This window comes from Lysinibacillus sp. FSL K6-0232 (genome assembly GCF_038008325.1).
In the GTDB taxonomy this organism is placed as follows: domain Bacteria; phylum Bacillota; class Bacilli; order Bacillales_A; family Planococcaceae; genus Lysinibacillus.
The window spans coordinates 3,953,054-3,970,848 of record NZ_JBBOYW010000001.1; the positions used below are offsets into that span (position 1 = coordinate 3,953,054).

28 protein-coding genes are annotated in these 17,795 nt (G+C 39.1%); all 28 read right to left on the bottom strand.

The genetic code is table 11. The annotated features are described in order from the left end of the window. Positions 1-249: 249 nt before the first annotated feature. Positions 250-903: an adenylate kinase gene (locus tag MHB42_RS19535; RefSeq protein WP_340808239.1), complete on the bottom strand. Its 654-nt coding sequence runs from the start codon at positions 901-903 to the stop codon at positions 250-252. 70 nt (positions 904-973) lie between these two features. Beyond that, positions 974-2,269 carry a preprotein translocase subunit SecY gene (secY, locus tag MHB42_RS19540; protein ID WP_340808241.1) on the bottom strand — a complete coding sequence of 432 codons (1,296 nt, stop codon included), beginning with the start codon at positions 2,267-2,269 and terminating at the stop codon, positions 974-976. Then, positions 2,269-2,709 (bottom strand): 50S ribosomal protein L15, encoded by a 441-nt coding sequence (gene rplO / locus MHB42_RS19545; protein ID WP_340808243.1) that lies wholly within the window; start codon positions 2,707-2,709, stop codon positions 2,269-2,271. The genes secY and rplO overlap by 1 nt, the downstream gene beginning before the upstream one ends. Positions 2,710-2,743: 34 nt before the next feature. Beyond that, positions 2,744-2,926 carry a 50S ribosomal protein L30 gene (rpmD, locus tag MHB42_RS19550; protein WP_054771429.1) on the bottom strand — a complete coding sequence of 61 codons (183 nt, stop codon included), beginning with the start codon at positions 2,924-2,926 and terminating at the stop codon, positions 2,744-2,746. A 13-nt stretch (positions 2,927-2,939) separates the two neighbouring features. After that, a complete protein-coding gene (rpsE, locus tag MHB42_RS19555; RefSeq protein WP_004233664.1) occupies positions 2,940-3,443 on the bottom strand; it encodes a 30S ribosomal protein S5 in 504 nt (167 codons plus the stop codon). A 21-nt stretch (positions 3,444-3,464) separates the two neighbouring features. After that, entirely contained in the window at positions 3,465-3,824 is a 360-nt protein-coding gene (gene rplR / locus MHB42_RS19560; protein ID WP_053997241.1) for a 50S ribosomal protein L18, read from the bottom strand. Between the two features lie 32 nt (positions 3,825-3,856). After that, on the bottom strand, positions 3,857-4,396 hold the full coding sequence (gene rplF / locus MHB42_RS19565) for a 50S ribosomal protein L6 (RefSeq protein WP_340808251.1): 540 nt from the start codon (positions 4,394-4,396) through the stop codon (positions 3,857-3,859). Positions 4,397-4,426: 30 nt separating this feature from the next. After that, the gene (gene rpsH / locus MHB42_RS19570) at positions 4,427-4,825 is read right to left on the bottom strand and encodes a 30S ribosomal protein S8 (RefSeq protein WP_004233658.1); all 399 of its coding nucleotides are present in this window, start codon (positions 4,823-4,825) and stop codon (positions 4,427-4,429) included. Between the two features lie 29 nt (positions 4,826-4,854). Continuing rightward, positions 4,855-5,040, bottom strand: a complete 186-nt coding sequence (locus MHB42_RS19575) for a type Z 30S ribosomal protein S14 (RefSeq protein ID WP_004233656.1) — start codon at positions 5,038-5,040, stop codon at positions 4,855-4,857. Between the two features lie 21 nt (positions 5,041-5,061). Then, positions 5,062-5,601 carry a 50S ribosomal protein L5 gene (gene rplE, locus MHB42_RS19580; protein WP_340808257.1) on the bottom strand — a complete coding sequence of 180 codons (540 nt, stop codon included), beginning with the start codon at positions 5,599-5,601 and terminating at the stop codon, positions 5,062-5,064. A gap of 27 nt (positions 5,602-5,628) precedes the next feature. Further along, a complete protein-coding gene (gene rplX, locus MHB42_RS19585) occupies positions 5,629-5,937 on the bottom strand; it encodes a 50S ribosomal protein L24 (RefSeq protein WP_053482809.1) in 309 nt (102 codons plus the stop codon). Positions 5,938-5,972: 35 nt separating this feature from the next. After that, positions 5,973-6,341, bottom strand: a complete 369-nt coding sequence (gene rplN, locus MHB42_RS19590) for a 50S ribosomal protein L14 (RefSeq protein ID WP_004233650.1) — start codon at positions 6,339-6,341, stop codon at positions 5,973-5,975. 43 nt (positions 6,342-6,384) lie between these two features. Continuing rightward, a complete protein-coding gene (gene rpsQ / locus MHB42_RS19595) occupies positions 6,385-6,648 on the bottom strand; it encodes a 30S ribosomal protein S17 (RefSeq protein ID WP_004233648.1) in 264 nt (87 codons plus the stop codon). An 18-nt stretch (positions 6,649-6,666) separates the two neighbouring features. Then, positions 6,667-6,867: a 50S ribosomal protein L29 gene (gene rpmC / locus MHB42_RS19600; protein WP_004233646.1), complete on the bottom strand. Its 201-nt coding sequence runs from the start codon at positions 6,865-6,867 to the stop codon at positions 6,667-6,669. Further along, positions 6,857-7,291, bottom strand: a complete 435-nt coding sequence (gene rplP, locus MHB42_RS19605) for a 50S ribosomal protein L16 (RefSeq protein WP_340808262.1) — start codon at positions 7,289-7,291, stop codon at positions 6,857-6,859. Before rplP ends, rpmC begins: the two co-directional genes overlap by 11 nt. Before the next feature lies 1 nt (position 7,292). Next, on the bottom strand, positions 7,293-7,946 hold the full coding sequence (rpsC, locus tag MHB42_RS19610) for a 30S ribosomal protein S3 (RefSeq protein WP_004233642.1): 654 nt from the start codon (positions 7,944-7,946) through the stop codon (positions 7,293-7,295). Between the two features lie 3 nt (positions 7,947-7,949). Beyond that, the gene (gene rplV / locus MHB42_RS19615; RefSeq protein ID WP_004233639.1) at positions 7,950-8,294 is read right to left on the bottom strand and encodes a 50S ribosomal protein L22; all 345 of its coding nucleotides are present in this window, start codon (positions 8,292-8,294) and stop codon (positions 7,950-7,952) included. A gap of 22 nt (positions 8,295-8,316) precedes the next feature. Continuing rightward, the gene (gene rpsS / locus MHB42_RS19620) at positions 8,317-8,595 is read right to left on the bottom strand and encodes a 30S ribosomal protein S19 (protein ID WP_004233637.1); all 279 of its coding nucleotides are present in this window, start codon (positions 8,593-8,595) and stop codon (positions 8,317-8,319) included. Positions 8,596-8,655: 60 nt separating this feature from the next. Continuing rightward, positions 8,656-9,486, bottom strand: a complete 831-nt coding sequence (rplB, locus tag MHB42_RS19625) for a 50S ribosomal protein L2 (RefSeq protein WP_340808267.1) — start codon at positions 9,484-9,486, stop codon at positions 8,656-8,658. A 48-nt stretch (positions 9,487-9,534) separates the two neighbouring features. Beyond that, the gene (gene rplW, locus MHB42_RS19630) at positions 9,535-9,819 is read right to left on the bottom strand and encodes a 50S ribosomal protein L23 (RefSeq protein WP_004233628.1); all 285 of its coding nucleotides are present in this window, start codon (positions 9,817-9,819) and stop codon (positions 9,535-9,537) included. Beyond that, positions 9,819-10,442 (bottom strand): 50S ribosomal protein L4, encoded by a 624-nt coding sequence (rplD, locus tag MHB42_RS19635; protein WP_053997235.1) that lies wholly within the window; start codon positions 10,440-10,442, stop codon positions 9,819-9,821. The genes rplW and rplD overlap by 1 nt, the downstream gene beginning before the upstream one ends. 26 nt (positions 10,443-10,468) lie before the next feature. Continuing rightward, the gene (gene rplC / locus MHB42_RS19640; RefSeq protein ID WP_053997234.1) at positions 10,469-11,098 is read right to left on the bottom strand and encodes a 50S ribosomal protein L3; all 630 of its coding nucleotides are present in this window, start codon (positions 11,096-11,098) and stop codon (positions 10,469-10,471) included. A gap of 47 nt (positions 11,099-11,145) precedes the next feature. Next, positions 11,146-11,454: a 30S ribosomal protein S10 gene (gene rpsJ, locus MHB42_RS19645; RefSeq protein WP_004233624.1), complete on the bottom strand. Its 309-nt coding sequence runs from the start codon at positions 11,452-11,454 to the stop codon at positions 11,146-11,148. Positions 11,455-11,844: 390 nt separating this feature from the next. Beyond that, positions 11,845-13,824 (bottom strand): ABC transporter permease, encoded by a 1,980-nt coding sequence (locus tag MHB42_RS19650; protein WP_340808273.1) that lies wholly within the window; start codon positions 13,822-13,824, stop codon positions 11,845-11,847. Then, positions 13,814-14,575: an ABC transporter ATP-binding protein gene (locus tag MHB42_RS19655; RefSeq protein ID WP_340808274.1), complete on the bottom strand. Its 762-nt coding sequence runs from the start codon at positions 14,573-14,575 to the stop codon at positions 13,814-13,816. Before MHB42_RS19655 ends, MHB42_RS19650 begins: the two co-directional genes overlap by 11 nt. 97 nt (positions 14,576-14,672) lie before the next feature. Then, positions 14,673-15,479 (bottom strand): sensor histidine kinase, encoded by an 807-nt coding sequence (locus MHB42_RS19660; RefSeq protein ID WP_340808276.1) that lies wholly within the window; start codon positions 15,477-15,479, stop codon positions 14,673-14,675. A gap of 216 nt (positions 15,480-15,695) precedes the next feature. Next, a complete protein-coding gene (locus MHB42_RS19665) occupies positions 15,696-16,379 on the bottom strand; it encodes a response regulator transcription factor (protein ID WP_340808649.1) in 684 nt (227 codons plus the stop codon). 170 nt (positions 16,380-16,549) lie between these two features. Further along, positions 16,550-17,737, bottom strand: coding sequence for an elongation factor Tu (gene tuf, locus MHB42_RS19670; protein ID WP_340808279.1), 1,188 nt, complete (start codon positions 17,735-17,737; stop codon positions 16,550-16,552). Between the last annotated feature and the right edge of the window lie 58 nt (positions 17,738-17,795).

Genomic DNA, 17,795 nt, shown 5'->3' on the forward strand with positions numbered 1-17,795 from the left:
ACAGAACCAGTAAGGGCACTGAATCCCCCATGTTTACACGAATACCGGAATGTCTTGGATGAGATATTCATACCCGTTACACAGATGCTTCCACGAAACCCATTATACTCTTCTAAAAGTAATGTTGCACTTTTTAAAAGAAATATATACCGGGCACAATATGCTTTTGCAACTCTCAAAAAAATTATGTTTCGTTGTTGCTCCCGCATGCCTCCCGCGGAAGCAGTATTCTGCGCCCGGAGCCGGGTATCAGCTGCGGCTGCCCTGTAATAGAGCATCAAGATCAGCAAACACTTTGTTAATATCTTGCTGTCCATCTATATTAGCTAACACACCTTTAGCTTCATAGAAATCAAGTAAAGGTTGTGCTTGTTTCATATTTACTTCCAGACGGTTCGCAACCGTTTCAGGATTATCATCTGCACGTGTATAAAGCTCGCCACCATCTTTATCACATTTTCCTTCCACAGCTGGTGGATTAAAAATTAAATGATAAGATGTACCACAAACTTTACAAATACGTCGACCTGAAAGACGAGCAATTAACTCATCCTTTGCAACTTGAATGTTTAATGTATGTTCAATTGCTTTACCAAGATCAGCAAGAATGCTGTCTAATGCTTCAGCTTGAGGAACAGTACGTGGGAAACCATCTAATAAGAAGCCCTTTTCACAATCAGGTTTAGCCAGTCGTTCACGAACAATGCCAATCGTTACTTCATCAGGTACAAGCGCACCTTGATCCATAAATGATTTAGCCTGTAAGCCTAGTTCAGTGCCTTCTTTAATAGCTGCACGGAACATATCGCCTGTAGAAATATGAGGAATCGCGTACTTCTCAACAATTTTATCTGCTTGAGTGCCTTTACCAGCACCTGGCAGACCCATTAAAACGATATTCATTAGGAAATATTCCTCCCACAAAAGGTTTGCTGATTTAAGGAAACGATACAACGTTCCCTAAAAACCAACATTATTTCATGAAGCCTTTGTAGTGACGTTTAACAAGTTGAGATTCTAGCTGTTTCATCGTTTCGAGCGCTACGCCGACTACGATAATAATACTAGTACCACCGATTTGCACTGAAGCAGGCAAATTCATGAAGTTCATGAAAATAATCGGCATTACTGCAATCACAGTTAAGAATATCGCACCAACAAATGTTAGTCGATATAACACGCTTGTTAAATACGTTTGAGTGTTTTCACCAGGTCGAATACCTGGAATATAGGCACCTTGTTTCTTCAAGTTATCTGCCACATTTTCTGGATTCACTTGTACGAATGCATAGAAATATGTGAACGCAATGATTAAAATAACGTAAATTGTCATACCGATAGGCTGCGTATACTGCAGATTATTGGAAATCCAAGTTGTGACGTTATTCTCACCAAAGAATACAGCAAGTGTTTGAGGTGTTACAAGAAACGCTACCGCAAAGATTACCGGAATAACCCCTGCAGCATTTACTTTTAACGGTAAATGTGTTTGTTGACCACCAGTTTGCTGATTACGTCCAGTAACTCGTTTTGCATATTGAATTGGAATTTTACGTAGTGCTTGTTGCACATAGATAACGCCAACTACAACAGCAAGTAATACTAACACAAGTAGAGCAAGGATGATAATATTGATAAATAATTTATCGCCAGCACCCTCGATTTGTTGTGCATAAATTTGGTTAACTCCTGTAGGCAATGCTGCAACGATACCCGCAAAGATAACAATGGAAATACCATTACCAACACCATGCGCAGTAATCTGCTCTGCAAGCCATACTAGGAATGCTGTTCCCGCTGTCAATACAATTGCGATTACAACATATGTTAGAATCCCCTCGTCTTTAATCAATGATCCGCCATACATTCTATTAAAACCAAATGACATTGCGAATGATTGGATAAAAGCAAGAATAATTGTAAAGTAGCGAGTAAATTGTGCAAGTTTACGTCTTCCGACTTCACCTTGCTTTGCCCACTCAGCAAATTTCGGTACTACATCCATTTGCAATAGCTGAACAATAATTGAGGCTGTGATGTAAGGCATGATCCCCATCGCAAAGATAGAGAAATTCATTAAAGCACCACCGCCAAAAGTATTGAGGAAACCAACGAGGTTGAACTCATCAGTTGCCTTTAATACATCAGCGTCAACGTTTGGTACTGGAATAAATGTTCCAATACGAAAAACGATTAACATTAAAAGGGTGAAAATGATTTTATTTCGTATATCTCGAACACGCATAAAGTTAGAGATTGTTTGAAACATTAAATCACCTCAGTAGTTCCGCCGGCATTCTCGATTGCTTCTTTCGCTGAAGCTGAGAATTTATGAGCTTTGACAGTAAGCTTTTTGTTAAGCGTTCCATTGCCAAGAATCTTAATTCCAGCTTTTTCATTGCTCACTAGACCAGTTTCAAGTAATAATGCAGCAGTTACCTCTGCACCGTCTTCGAAACGGTTTAAAGCTTCAAGGTTAACGATAGCGTATTCTTTACGGTTAATGTTCGTAAAGCCACGTTTTGGTAAACGACGGAATAGTGGGTTTTGACCGCCCTCAAAGCCTGGGCGTACTCCGCCACCAGAACGAGCGTTTTGACCTTTATGACCTTTACCTGCTGTTTTACCGTTACCAGAACCGATACCACGACCAACGCGGTTGCGTTGTTTACGAGAACCTTCTGCTGGTTTTAACTCATGCAGTTTCATAGTGGGTGGCACCTCCTTGTTCAATAATTGAAAATTAAATTTCTTTTACAGTAACTAAGTGAGCTACTTTATCAAGCATACCGCGAGTAGCTGCGTTATCAGCTTTCTCTACAGTTTGGTGTAATTTACGTAAACCTAGAGCTTCGATTGTTTTGCGTTGCGCAGGTTTAGTACCAATCACAGATTTAGTAAGGGTGATTTCTAATTTGTTAGCCATTATCTTTCCCCCCTTATCCTAATAGTTCTTCCACTGATTTACCACGTAATTTAGCTACGTCCTCTACGCGTTTTAATTCAGTTAAACCTTGAATTGTAGCACGCACCATATTGATTGGTGTGTTAGATCCAAGTGATTTTGAAAGAATATCAGTAATACCAGCAAGTTCTAGTACGGCACGTACTGGACCACCAGCGATAACCCCTGTACCAGGAGCAGCAGGTTTGATTAGGATTTCTCCTGCACCAAAGCGACCTTGCACTAAGTGTGGAGTTGTTCCACCTACGCGTGGCACTTCGATTAAGTTTTTCTTCGCATCTTCAACAGCTTTGCGGATAGCATCTGGCACCTCTTGAGCTTTACCAGTACCGAAACCTACATGTCCGTTTCTATCTCCAACTACAACTAATGCTGTGAAGCGGAAGCGACGTCCACCTTTAACAACTTTAGCAACACGGTTAATAGTAACTACGCGTTCTTCAAGTTCTCCAAGTTTGTTTGCGTCAATACGACTCATGAAATGTGTCCCTCCTTCTTATTAAAATTCTAAACCGTTCTCACGTGCAGCTTCAGCTAAAGCTTTAACGCGTCCATGATATAAGTAACCACCACGGTCAAATACTACAGCAGTAATATTTTTTTCCGCAGCGCGTTTTGCGATTGTTTCACCGACTTTAGTTGCAGCGTCAACATTGTTGCCAGCACCTTCAAAACCTTTTTCTTGAGAAGATGCGCTAACAATTGTTACGCCTGCTACGTCATCGATAAGTTGCGCGTAAATGTTCTTGTTAGAACGGAATACGTTTAAGCGTGGACGCTCAGCAGTACCCGAAATTTTAGAACGTACGCGTGCATGACGTTTTTTACGAACTTGATTTTTATCTTGTTTCGTAATCACAAGGGTCACTCCTTTCTAATGCTTAGGCCGCATTATTTACCTGTTTTACCTTCTTTACGACGTACATATTCGCCTTCATAACGAATACCTTTACCTTTATAAGGCTCTGGTGGACGAACGTCACGGATGTTAGATGCTAGAGCACCAACGCGTTCTTTGCTGATACCTTTAACGATGATTTTAGTGTTAGAAGGAACTTCAATTTCTAGACCATCTTCAGGTGTGAACTCTACTGGATGAGAGTAACCTACGTTAAGTACAAGTTTTTTACCTTGTAGTTGCGCACGGTAACCAACACCGATAAGTTCTAAAGCTTTTTCGAAACCTGCAGAAACACCAGTAACCATGTTCGCTAGAAGCGCACGAGTAGTACCGTGGTTTGTGCGGTGTTCTTTTGATTCAGAAGGACGTGATACAGTGATTACGTTACCTTCTTGCTCAATTTTCATATCTTGGTGGAAAGAACGAACAAGTTCGCCTTTAGGACCTTTAACAGTAACAGTGTTGTTTGTATCAACAGTAACTGTTACGTTAGCAGGTACCTCGATAATTTTTTTACCTACACGAGACATTTAGCTGCACCTCCATTCATTTATTGCTAATTACCAAACGTATGCTAGAATTTCTCCGCCAACTTGTTTAGCGCGAGCTTCTTTATCTGTTAATAAACCTTGTGAAGTTGATACTAAAGCGATACCAAGACCGTTCAATACTTTAGGCACTTCATTTGTTTTAGCATATACACGTAATCCTGGTTTAGAAATACGTTTTAAGCCAGTGATAACACGCTCGTTATCTTTTCCATATTTTAAGAAGATACGGATAATACCTTGTTTGTTGTCTTCCACGTATTCTACGTCACGTACGAAACCTTCACGCTTTAAAATTTCAGCGATTTCTTTTTTCACGTTGGAAGCTGGTACTTCTAACTTCTCGTGACGAACCATGTTCGCATTACGAATGCGAGTAAGCATATCTGCAATCGGATCAGTCATTGTCATTACATTTACCTCCTTCCCAAATTAGGGGATTACCAGCTGGCTTTTTTCACGCCAGGAATTTGTCCCTTATATGCAAGTTCTCGGAAACAAATACGGCAAAGTTTGAATTTGCGATATACTGAATGTGGACGACCACAGCGTTCACAACGTGTATATTCTTGCACTTTAAACTTTTGCTTACGTTGTTGTTTAACGATCATAGATTTTTTAGCCACGTTTTCGCCCTCCTTGTTTGATTACTTTTGGAACGGCATACCGAATTGTGTCAATAACTCGCGAGCTTCTTCGTCAGAGTTCGCTGTCGTTACGATCACGATGTCCATACCGCGTACTTTTGAAACTTTATCGTAATCGATTTCTGGGAAAATTAATTGTTCTTTAACACCTAGTGTATAGTTACCGCGACCATCGAATGCTTTTTTAGAAACACCACGGAAGTCACGTACACGAGGTAGTGCGATAGAAATTAATTTATCCAAGAATTCATACATACGCTCACCGCGTAATGTAACTTTAGCACCGATAGGCATACCTTCACGAAGACGGAAACCTGCGATCGATTTTTTCGCTTTAGTTACAACTGGTTTTTGACCAGTGATAGTTGTTAATTCTTCAACAGCTGCATCTAACGCTTTAGAGTTTTGAACTGCATCACCAACACCCATGTTGATAACGATTTTCTCAACTTTTGGTAGTTGCATAACTGATTTATATCCAAATTTGCTCATAAGAGCAGGTGAAACTTCATTTAAATATTTTTCTTTTAGGCGGCTCATGTGTGTACCTCCCTTCTTTTATACTAATTAGTCGATTACTGCACCTGATTTTTTTGCTACACGAACTTTTTTACCGTTTTCGATTTTATAACCTACACGAGTCGGCTCGCCAGATTTAGGATCGATTAGCATTACGTTCGAAACGTGAATTGCAGCCTCTTGGCTTACAATACCACCTTGTGGATTCAATTGGTTAGGTTTTACGTGTTTTTTCACGATGTTCACACCTTCAACAAGAACGCGATCTTGTTTTGGGTAAGCTGCAAGAATAACGCCTTCTTTGCCTTTATCCTTACCAGTGATCACCTTAACCTTGTCACCTTTTTTTACATGCATGCTGTCGCACCTCCTTGATTGGCACTATCATGAAATTAAAGAACTTCTGGAGCTAGAGAAACGATTTTCATGAAGTTGCTGTCACGTAATTCACGTGCAACAGGTCCGAAAATACGAGTTCCGCGTGGTGATTTATCATCACGAATAATTACACAAGCATTTTCATCAAATTTAATGTACGTACCATCTTTACGACGAACGCCTGATTTAGTACGAACGATAACAGCCTTAACAACGTCACCCTTCTTGACAACGCCACCTGGTGTTGCTTTCTTAACTGTACAAACAACGATATCACCGATGTTAGCAGTTTTACGGCCAGAACCACCAAGTACTTTAATTGTAAGAACTTCACGTGCACCTGAGTTGTCAGCAACTTTCATACGACTTTCTTGTTGGATCACTTAGGTTACCTCCCTTCGGAAATTGGTTGTTCCGAAATAGTTATTAAATAATAACCGCTTTTTCTACAACTTCTACTAGACGGAAACGTTTTGTAGCTGATAGCGGGCGAGTTTCCATGATACGTACGATATCACCGATTTTCGCTGTGTTTAACTCATCATGAGCTTTAAACTTTTTAGAATATTTTACACGCTTGCCATAAAGTTTGTGCTTTTTGTATGTTTCAACTAAAACAGTAACAGTTTTGTCCATTTTGTCTGAAACAACGCGGCCTGTGTAAACTTTACGTTGATTGCGCTCAGTCATACTTGAAAACCTCCTTTATCAGTTATTTGCACTGATTTCTCTTTCACGAATAACAGTTTTCATACGCGCGATTGCTTTACGCACTTCACGAATACGAGCTGTGTTTTCTAATTGACCAGTCGCCAATTGGAAGCGAAGGTTGAAAAGCTCTTCTTTCAGTGATTTCACTTTTAATTCTATTTCAGAAGTAGCAAGGTCACGGATTTCATTAGCTTTCATTAGATTCACCACCAGTTTCTTGACGTTTTACGATCTTACATTTAACAGGAAGTTTGTGTGATGCTAAACGAAGTGCTTCACGTGCAACTTCTTCAGATACGCCAGCAATTTCGAACATTACTTTTCCTGGTTTAACTACTGCTACCCAACCTTCTGGAGAACCTTTACCAGAACCCATGCGGACTTCTAGAGGTTTTTTCGTGTAAGGTTTATGTGGGAAGATTTTAATCCAAACTTTACCGCCACGTTTCATGTAACGAGTCATCGCGATACGAGCAGATTCGATTTGACGGTTTGTAATCCAGCTAGCAGTTTGAGCTTGTAAGCCCCATTCGCCGAACATTACTTCTTTACCGCCTTTCGCTTCGCCACGCATTTTGCCGCGGTGTTCACGACGGTATTTAACGCGTTTAGGCAATAACATATTATTTGCCTCCTTCCACAGATTTCTTCGTAGGAAGAACTTCACCACGGTAGATCCATACTTTAACGCCTAATTTACCGTAAGTAGTATCAGCTTCTGCGTGTGCATAGTCGATGTCAGCACGTAGAGTATGAAGTGGAACAGTTCCTTCACTATAGTGTTCAGCACGCGCGATATCAGCGCCACCTAAACGACCAGATACTTGTGTTTTAATTCCTTTTGCACCAGCACGGATTGTGCGTTGGATCGCTTGCTTTTGCGCACGACGGAATGATACACGATTTTCTAATTGACGAGCGATGTTTTCAGCTACTAGACGAGCATCAAGATCAGCACGTTTGATTTCGATAATGTTGATGTGTACACGTTTACCAGTTAAATCGCTAAGGTATTTACGAAGGTTTTCAACTTCAGTACCACCTTTACCGATTACCATACCTGGTTTCGCAGTGTGAATTGTAATGTTTACACGGTTTGCAGCACGCTCGATTTCTACTTTAGAAACAGAAGCGTCTTTAAGAGCCGTTTCAATATATTTACGCACTTTGATGTCTTCGTGAAGTAGAGTTGCATAGTCTTTTTCAGCGTACCATTTTGACTCCCAGTCACGAATAATACCAACGCGTAGTCCTATTGGATGTACTTTTTGACCCACGGATTAACCCTCCTTCTTCTCAGATACCACTAGTGTAATGTGGCTTGTGCGTTTGTTAATTGCGCTTGCACGTCCTTGTGCACGTGGACGGAAACGTTTTAATGTTGGACCTTCGTCAACAAATACTTCAGAAACTACTAAAGAGTTGATGTCAAGATCGTAGTTGTGCTCAGCGTTAGCAACTGCAGATTTTAATACTTTCTCAACGACTGGAGACGCCGCTTTTGGAGTATGACGTAAAATTGCAACTGCTTCACCAACTTGCTTACCTCGGATTAAGTCTACAACTAGACGTACTTTACGAGGAGCAATGCGTACTGTACGAGCGATAGCTTTAGCTTGTGTCATTAGGATTTACCTCCTCTCAAAATTAGCGTCTTGTTTTCTTGTCGTCTGCACCGTGACCTTTATAAGTACGTGTCGGTGCGAACTCACCAAGTTTATGGCCTACCATATCTTCTGTTACGTATACAGGAACATGTTTACGTCCATCATATACAGCAATCGTTAAACCGATGAAGTTCGGGAAGATTGTAGAACGGCGTGACCAAGTTTTGATAACTTGTTTTTTCTCAGAAGCCTCTTGTGCCTCCACTTTTTTCATTAAGTGGTCATCAACAAAAGGTCCTTTTTTCAAGCTGCGACCCATGTAGGAACCTCCCTCCGTGATTCCACCACGGCTCTCACATAGAACCGTAGTTTAATCACTTTATTTTTTACGACTACGGATGATAAATTTATCCGATTTGTTTTTCTTCTTGCGAGTTTTGTAACCAAGTGCTGGTTTACCCCAAGGAGTCATTGGTGATTTACGTCCGATTGGTGAACGTCCTTCACCACCACCGTGTGGGTGATCGTTAGGGTTCATTACAGAACCACGTACTTCTGGGCGTTTACCTAACCAACGGCTACGACCTGCTTTACCGATGTGTACAAGTTCATGTTGTTCGTTACCAACTTGACCGATTGTAGCGCGGCAAGTAGCTAACACTAAACGTACTTCACCAGATTGTAGACGAACGATTACGTATTTTCCTTCACGACCAAGTACTTGCGCAGAAGTACCAGCAGAACGTACTAATTGTCCACCTTTACCAGGTTTTAATTCGATGTTATGGACTGTAGTACCCATTGGAATGTTTGCTAATGGTAATGTGTTACCTACTTTAATATCAGCATCTGGACCAGAAATGATTGTTTGACCAACCTCTAATCCTTTTGGTGCTAAGATGTAAGCTTTTGCTCCATCAGCGTAGTTGATTAATGCGATATTCGCAGAACGGTTTGGATCATATTCGATAGTAGCAACTTTTGCCGGAATGCCATCTTTAACACGTTTGAAATCGATAACACGGTATTGCTTCTTATGACCACCACCATGATGACGAACAGTGATTTTACCTTGGTTGTTACGACCAGCTTTGCGTTTAGTTGGTTCAAGCAATGATTTCTCAGGCTTGTTCGTTGTAATTTCCGCAAAGTCTAATGACGTCATGTTACGACGACCATTAGAGGTAGGTTTATACTTTTTAATCGCCATTGTGTTTTCCCTCCTTCTTGAGTGTTCAAATCATAAATCCATTATGGATTACATTTCGAATAATTCAATTTCTTTGCTATCAGCAGTTAATTTAACAATTGCTTTACGGCGTTTGTTAGTGTAACCACCATAACGGCCAACGCGCTTGAATTTACCTTTGTAGTTAAGAACGTTTACTTTCTCAACTTTCACGCCAAAGATTTCTTCTACAGCGTCTTTTACTTGAGTTTTGTTAGCGCGAGTGTCTACTTCGAAAGTATACTTTTTCTCTGCCATAAGTTCTGAAGAACGCTCAGTAATGACCGGACGTTTTAAAATATCACGTGCTTCCATTATCCAAGCACCTCCTCAACTTTTTCTACTGCAGATTTAGTAAATACAACTTTATCATGACCTAATAGATCAAGAACGTTGATACCATTTGCAGTTAAAACTGTTACACCTGGGATGTTACGAGCAGATAATGCTACGTTTTCATCTAGGTCAGCAGTTACGAATAAAGATTTTTTCTCTAAAGAAAGATCTTTAAGAATTTTTGTGAATTCTTTTGTTTTTGGCGCTTCTAAAGTTAGAGCATCAAGAACTAAGAAGTTTTGTTCTACTACTTTAGCTGATAAAGCCGATTTAAGAGCTAAACGACGAACTTTTTTAGGTAATTTATAAGAATAGCTACGTGGAGTAGGACCGAATACGATACCACCGCCGCGCCATTGTGGAGAACGGATAGAACCTTGACGAGCACGACCAGTTCCTTTTTGACGCCATGGTTTACGACCACCACCAGCAACTTCAGAACGGTTTTTCACTTTGTGATTACCTTGACGTAGAGAAGCGCGTTGTGCAACTACTGCGTCGAATAATACTGCTTCATTTGGCTCGATTCCGAAAATCGCATCGTTTAATTCGATTTCGCCAACTGAAGCACCTGTTTGACTAAGTACAGATACTTTTGTCATTCCTGTTTCCTCCTTTCTTTCAATAATTACTTAGCTTTAATTGCAGTTTTTACTGTAACTAGAGCTTTTTTAGAACCAGGAACATTACCTTTAACAAGTAGTAAGTTACGTTCCGCATCAACCTTTACGATCTCTAAGTTTTGGATTGTAACTACATTGCCACCCATTTGACCAGGTAATTTCTTTTGTTTGAATACGCGGTTCGGAGCAACTGGACCCATTGAACCAGGACGACGGTGGTAACGAGAACCGTGGGCCATTGGACCACGAGATTGTCCGTGGCGTTTAATTACACCTTGGAAACCTTTACCTTTAGTAACACCTGTTACATCAATTACATCGCCTTCTGCGAAAATTTCTACATTGACTTCTTGACCAACTTCGTACTCTTCCACGTTCACGTTGCGGAATTCACGAATGAAGCGCTTAGGAGCAGTATTCGCTTTTGCTACGTGACCTTGTTCTGGTTTGTTAGAAAGCTTAACACGCTTATCTTCGAAACCAACTTGGATTGCTTCGTAGCCATCTGTTTCAACAGTTTTCTTTTGAAGAACTACGTTTGGAGCAGCTTCAATAACTGTTACTGGGATTAAATCGCCATTTTCAGCGAAAACTTGTGTCATACCAATTTTTCTACCTAAGATTCCTTTAGCCATCTGTCACACCTCCTGTAAGTTTTAAAAAAGTTATATTGTTTTTACCATTAAAGTTTGATTTCGATATCAACGCCAGATGGTAAATCAAGTTTCATTAACGCATCAACAGTTTGTGGTGTTGGGTTAACGATATCGATCAGACGTTTATGCGTACGCATTTCGAATTGTTCACGAGAATCTTTGTACTTGTGAACAGCACGAAGAATTGTGTACACAGACTTCTCAGTTGGAAGTGGAATCGGACCTGATACACTTGCACCTGAACGTTTTGCAGTTTCCACAATTTTCTCAGCAGATTGATCTAAAATACGGTGATCATACGCTTTTAAACGAATACGAATCTTTTGTTTTGCCATTATTTTCCCTCCTTCTCGCCTATTTTCTAGACATTCTCCACGAAAATTCTCCCACACACCGCCATGGCAAAGCGGCCGGGTGTGTCGGCAACCTCTCGCTTCATCGCAGTCAAAGACCAACATTCAACATTATATACAATAAAAAAAGAATAAGCAAGTCTTTTCGCTAAATTCTTTTAAATGTTGCTGATATTCTTACTACTACTAAATTCTTCGCTTATTTAAGCCGTTTATTAGTATATAAAATTTCAAGAGATATTGCAATACTTAAGGTTATCTTATTAATATTTTCAAACTTTCAAATAATTTCAGCTAAAGTAAAGCTATCAAGAAAGTCACATAACATCGGACTTTTTTGATAGCTCCTTTGAATTTCTTCTTATTAAATAGTTATAATGATTCTCGAACTACCCTTTTATAATAGCCTACTGACAAAATAGCAAAGATTGCATAGAGTGCAATATAGCAGCACATTGCTATCCAAAGTGGTGTCGTTAACTCTGTACCGAATAAAAACCACCCTGATTTTACAGCAAAATAGCTGTGCAATAAGCCAATCACTAATGGAACACCGAAATTAAAGGCTTGCTTCATATAAATACCTTTCATAATATCCTTTTCTGCAAAGCCAATCTTTCTTAGAATTGTATAGGAATCACGTTCTTCTTCTGCCTCAGACATTTGTTTAAAATATAGAATACTGCCTGTCGTCATTAAGAAAGCTAAGCCTAAAAATGCTGTGATAAAAATTGTAAGTCCTAAAGATTCAATATTACCCTTACGTTGCATCTCATAGGAGGATTGTTTATATTCATGCGTATCCCCTTCATTATCTACAATTGTTAAAATATCTGCACCTGTTTGCTGGTATAATTGCTCTGCTGCTGCTCTATCGCTTTCTGCTTGTAACGTAATTGTTGTTTGCTGATGCCAAGGATATAGCTCTGATTGTGTTGCAAGATGCTCAAACATTTTGTCTGTCACAACGAAGATTGGACCACCACCCCCAGCTGTTATAATACCGCTAATAAGACTATGCTCCTGAATATCAACAATATGAAGAGTTTCCTTAAACTCCCCTGCTGATACATCGATATCTCGATCTTTCTCTAGCGGAAACATCTCTGCCATATAGCCACCATAGTTTGTTAAAATAGCATCATTACCTGATAATGAAGCTGTAGGAACCTTTTGCTGGTAATCAGAGAGTGGAATCGTATAAATAACACCTTCCATTGTATATAAAGGATTGTCTTTTTGCTCTTCAGACATTAATTGACCTACAGTAGCTGACACACCTTGTAAACGGTAATCCACTGCACCATATGCAATATTATGTTGCTCTAACGCCTCTACAAATGCCTGACTGTTATTCTCTAGCAATACAAAATCACCCGGTACTTGACTATAAGCAGATGCCTCTGATGAATAGTAAGCAATATAGGACAAAGTTGTAATACCTAGAGATACACCTGTTAATACAGTAATAAGTGTTAATGACTTTGCATTGCTTTTCATGCGATGCATAATCGGTGTTAATGCTAAAACATCCTGAACTGATAAATGACCTTTTTTCTTTAAGCGAATTATGTTCATAATAAATGCTATAGAGAAACGGAAAACAAGGAAGGTTCCACCAATGGTCGTTGCTAAAATAATAAGCATGCTGACCAATAAATTACTAGTTGCTTCAATGTCAAATAGTTTAGTTGAGGCATAATAGCCGTAGCCAATTAAAATAAGTCCTAAAAACCCAATCACCATTTGTAAAGGGCTAAAGCGTCTTACACGTTCATCTGCTTGCTTGGCAGCGCTAAATAATGATAACAGTGAAACACGATGAATCATCCAAGCCATTTGTATAAGCACAATGATTAAAAGAACGGCAAATATAATGATGGACTGCTGTAATGCCTGTGTACTAAATGCCATTGTGACAAGAGCCTCTTTTTCAAGTACACGTAATAAAATCATAGCAAATACACGTGAGCTAAAGAAGCCTGCTAGCATTCCTACTATAACAGCCCCAACGAATAATAATATATTTTCAATCGCTAATAAGCGGACAATCAAGCCCTTTGTCATGCCAATTAATTGATATAAGCCGACCTCTTTACTGCGACGCTTCATAAATAGATGGTTGGCATAGAGCACAAAGAATAGCACAATAAAGTATAAAATATATGTTGCTGCTTTAAAGCCTGCTGTAGCTGTTCCACTTATTTGAACAGCCTCCCATACTTCAGCATTATATTGCAATGTGACAAAGGAAAAATACAATGTGACACTAAAAATAAGTGCAAAGAAGTAAAGATAGTAATGCTTCATATTTTTCTTCATACTACGCAGCACAAGCTTGCTAAGACTCATAGCCATCACCACCTAGCACACTTTGCGTATGCATAATTTCCTGGAAGAATACTTGCCTTGTTTTATCCCCCTTATAAAGCTCACTATAAATCAAGCCATCTTTCAAAAATAGTACACGTGTACAGAAGCTGGCTGCTACAGCATCATGTGTAACCATCATAATTGTAGCTTCTTTTGTTTCGTTGATGCTTTGTAAATTTTTTAATAGTGCTGTAGCTGATTTAGAATCAAGCGCACCTGTAGGCTCATCTGCAAAAACAAGGGATGGGTTTGTAATCAATGCACGAGCTGCTGATGTACGCTGCTTTTGTCCACCTGATATTTCATTTGGATATTTATTTAAAATTTCTGTAATGCCGAGTAAATGTGTTAGTTCTTTCACACGACTTTCTGCGACAGCTTTAGGTAGTTTACTAATAGCTAATGGTAAAAGAATATTTTCCTTTACTGTTAAAGTATCCAATAAATTATAATCTTGAAATATAAAGCCGAGTTGCTCTCGACGGAAATTTGCTAAAGCCTTTTCCTTCATGCCACGTAAGTTTTGCCCGTTTATTTCAATAACACCTTCTGTTGCAAAATCAATGGAGCATAAAACGTTTAAAAGCGTTGTTTTTCCTGAGCCAGATGGTCCCATAATCCCTACAAATTCACCTTTATTTACTTCTACATCAATGCCCTTTAACACTTCTTGAGCTGTTGATTTCTTTCCATAAACCTTTTTTATTTTACGACCAATTAAAACTGTCAATTTGGAAACGCCCCTTTCTCTATTTCAAGTGTACCCTGTTGTCACTGGTAATTCGTGCGTTTTACATGACAATATAAAAAGGTAGGTGACAATTTTGTCATCTACCTGTTAGTTTGGCATATTCGTTTTGTAGTGGAAAGCGTAATGTAAATAATGAGCCTTCACCAATCTTTGATTGTACATGAATACGAATACCTAATTTTTGTGCTACATTATAAGCTAAATAAAGACCCATACCCGTAGATTGTGTAGATTCTCTTCCAATTATACCAGTATATGATTTTTGAAAAATACGAGGTAAATCTTCTGAAGCAATACCAATACCTGTATCTTTGATATGTAATAATATTGCTTCTGTAGCATCAGCTTCTGTCCATATGATTATTTCAGAATCTGCTGGACTATACTTAATGGCATTTGAAAGAATTTGTCGAACAATAAATGCTAGCCACTTGCTGTCTGTTAGAACGGTTTCTGTAAGGTTATCAACATCAAAGCCAATACCTTTTTCGATACACCAAGCTTGCATCGCTCGAATTTCCTTATAAATAATTGGCTTCAGTTCGACCTCTGTTAAATAATTATCCTTTTCGATTGAGTGTAGTCGTGTTTGATGTAGCTGTTGATCCACTAATAAATGCAGCCTTAACCATTCATTTTCTAATTTTCGACGCAACTCTAAGTCCTCAACATGCTCTAGCATTAAATTAATAGCTGTTAAAGGCGCTTTTACTTCATGCACCCATGCTAGTAGCTCATCCGAATATTCCTGTAGCTGCACTTTCGCTTGATTTAACTCCACTTTCTTCTCATAAAAGATAGCTCCCATTTTTCGAAAATAAACTTCTTGAAAAGGCAATAAAGCTAGACGACTTTTATGAATCTCATCTAAATAGTTCTCCATATTTCCCAGGAAATCTTTTAATTTCCCAACTTCAACAATATAACGCCATACAAAAAAGAGTGTAAAACTAATAAGCAAACTAATGTTTACATACAAGGTGGAAATATCCTCTAATCCTATATCTAAAGCAAATAATATGTTCAATATTGCCAAGATAAAGATAAAAAAGCCTAGCCATGCTAACCGTTCTCGTATAAATAGTAGTAGCAATTTTGTTCACATCCCTTGGTTTACTGCTATATAGCCAAGACCTTTTTTTGTTTGAATAACTTCTTGTAAACCAATATCCTCAAGCTTTGTGCGTAAACGATTAACATTTACCGACAAAGTATTATCATTTACAAAACGTTCATCATCCCAGAGCTTTCTCATTAGCTCATCTCTCGATACAATTTGATTTGCCTTTTCCACTAAGATTCGTAAAATAAAGAGCTCATTTTTTGTTAATGAGGCAGCCGCTCCATTATAGACAATCTCACTTCTTGCATAATCAATAACAGCATCATTAAAACGACTTATATCCATTTGCTCCTCAACATAATCGTATGTACGACGCAAAATAGCCTGTGTCTTAGCAAGCAATACTTCCATATGAAAAGGCTTTTGGATAAAATCATCTGCGCCCATTTGCATTGCCATTACCATATCCATTGGATGGTCACGAGAGGATAGGAAAAGGATTGGAACTTTTGAAAGATAGCGAATTTCACGACACCAATGAAAGCCATCATAGGCAGGCAGTTGAATATCAATAAGCACAAGATGGGGCTTTTCCTCTATAAAATCATCCATCACCTTTTGAAAATTTTTTGGACCAATTACTTGTAATGACCATTGTGCAAAGCGTTCTTGAATCATCTTAAAAATGGATGGGTCATCTTCAATGAGTAAAATTTTCATCTCCACTTTCAAATTTCCTCCTCATACTTTCTAGTGGCTTACTTTATTGACATGTTATTGGCTATGTAAACATAAACTATGAAAAGCTTGAATTCCCTATATTTTAACATAAAAAAACCAATCTGTAGGCGTCCCCACAGATTGGTTTAGGAAATTAGCAAAAGCTAAAATTATTTTTGGATAGAAGAAACTACGCCAGCGCCTACAGTACGGCCACCCTCACGGATAGAGAATTTAGTACCTTCTTCAAGAGCGATTGGAGCGATAAGTTCAACGTTCATTTCGATGTTATCGCCAGGCATTACCATCTCAACGCCTTCTGGTAAGTTGATTACACCAGTTACGTCAGTTGTACGGAAGTAGAACTGTGGACGGTAGTTAGAGAAGAATGGAGTATGACGGCCACCCTCTTCTTTTGATAAAACGTAAACTTCTGCTTTGAAGTTAGTGTGTGGTGTGATTGAGCCTGGTTTAGCTAATACTTGACCACGTTGGATTTCTTCACGAGCTACACCACGAAGTAATGCACCGATGTTGTCACCAGCTTCAGCATAGTCTAATAATTTACGGAACATTTCTACACCAGTTACAGTTGTAGATTTAGCTTCTTCAGTGATACCGATGATTTCAACAACGTCACCAACTTTAACTTGACCACGTTCTACACGGCCAGTTGCAACTGTACCACGACCAGTGATAGAGAATACGTCCTCTACTGGCATCATGAATGGTTTGTCAGTTTGACGTTCTGGAGTTGGGATGTAGCTATCTACAGCGTCCATTAACTCAATGATTTTTTCTTCCCATTCTGGTTCACCTTCAAGAGCTTTAAGAGCAGAACCTTTGATTACAGGGATATCATCACCTGGGAAGTCATATTCAGAAAGTAGGTCACGGATTTCCATTTCTACTAATTCTAATAATTCTTCGTCGTCTACCATATCACATTTGTTCATGAATACTACTAAGTATGGAACACCTACTTGACGAGATAAAAGAATGTGCTCACGAGTTTGTGGCATTGGGCCATCAGCAGCAGATACTACTAAGATACCGCCGTCCATTTGAGCAGCACCAGTGATCATGTTTTTAACATAGTCAGCGTGTCCTGGGCAGTCAACGTGTGCATAGTGACGAGTTTCAGTTTCATACTCTACGTGAGAAGTATTGATTGTGATACCACGCTCTTTTTCTTCTGGAGCGTTATCGATTTGGTCGTAAGATTTAGCCTCACCACCCATTTTTTTAGAAAGAACTGTAGCGATAGCAGCAGTTAAAGTAGTTTTACCATGGTCAACGTGTCCGATTGTACCAATGTTAGCATGCGTTTTAGAACGGTCAAATTTTTCTTTAGCCATTAGAGATTGCCTCCTCAAAATTGTATGTTTTGTTTTTAAATTTATAGAATGAATGTTG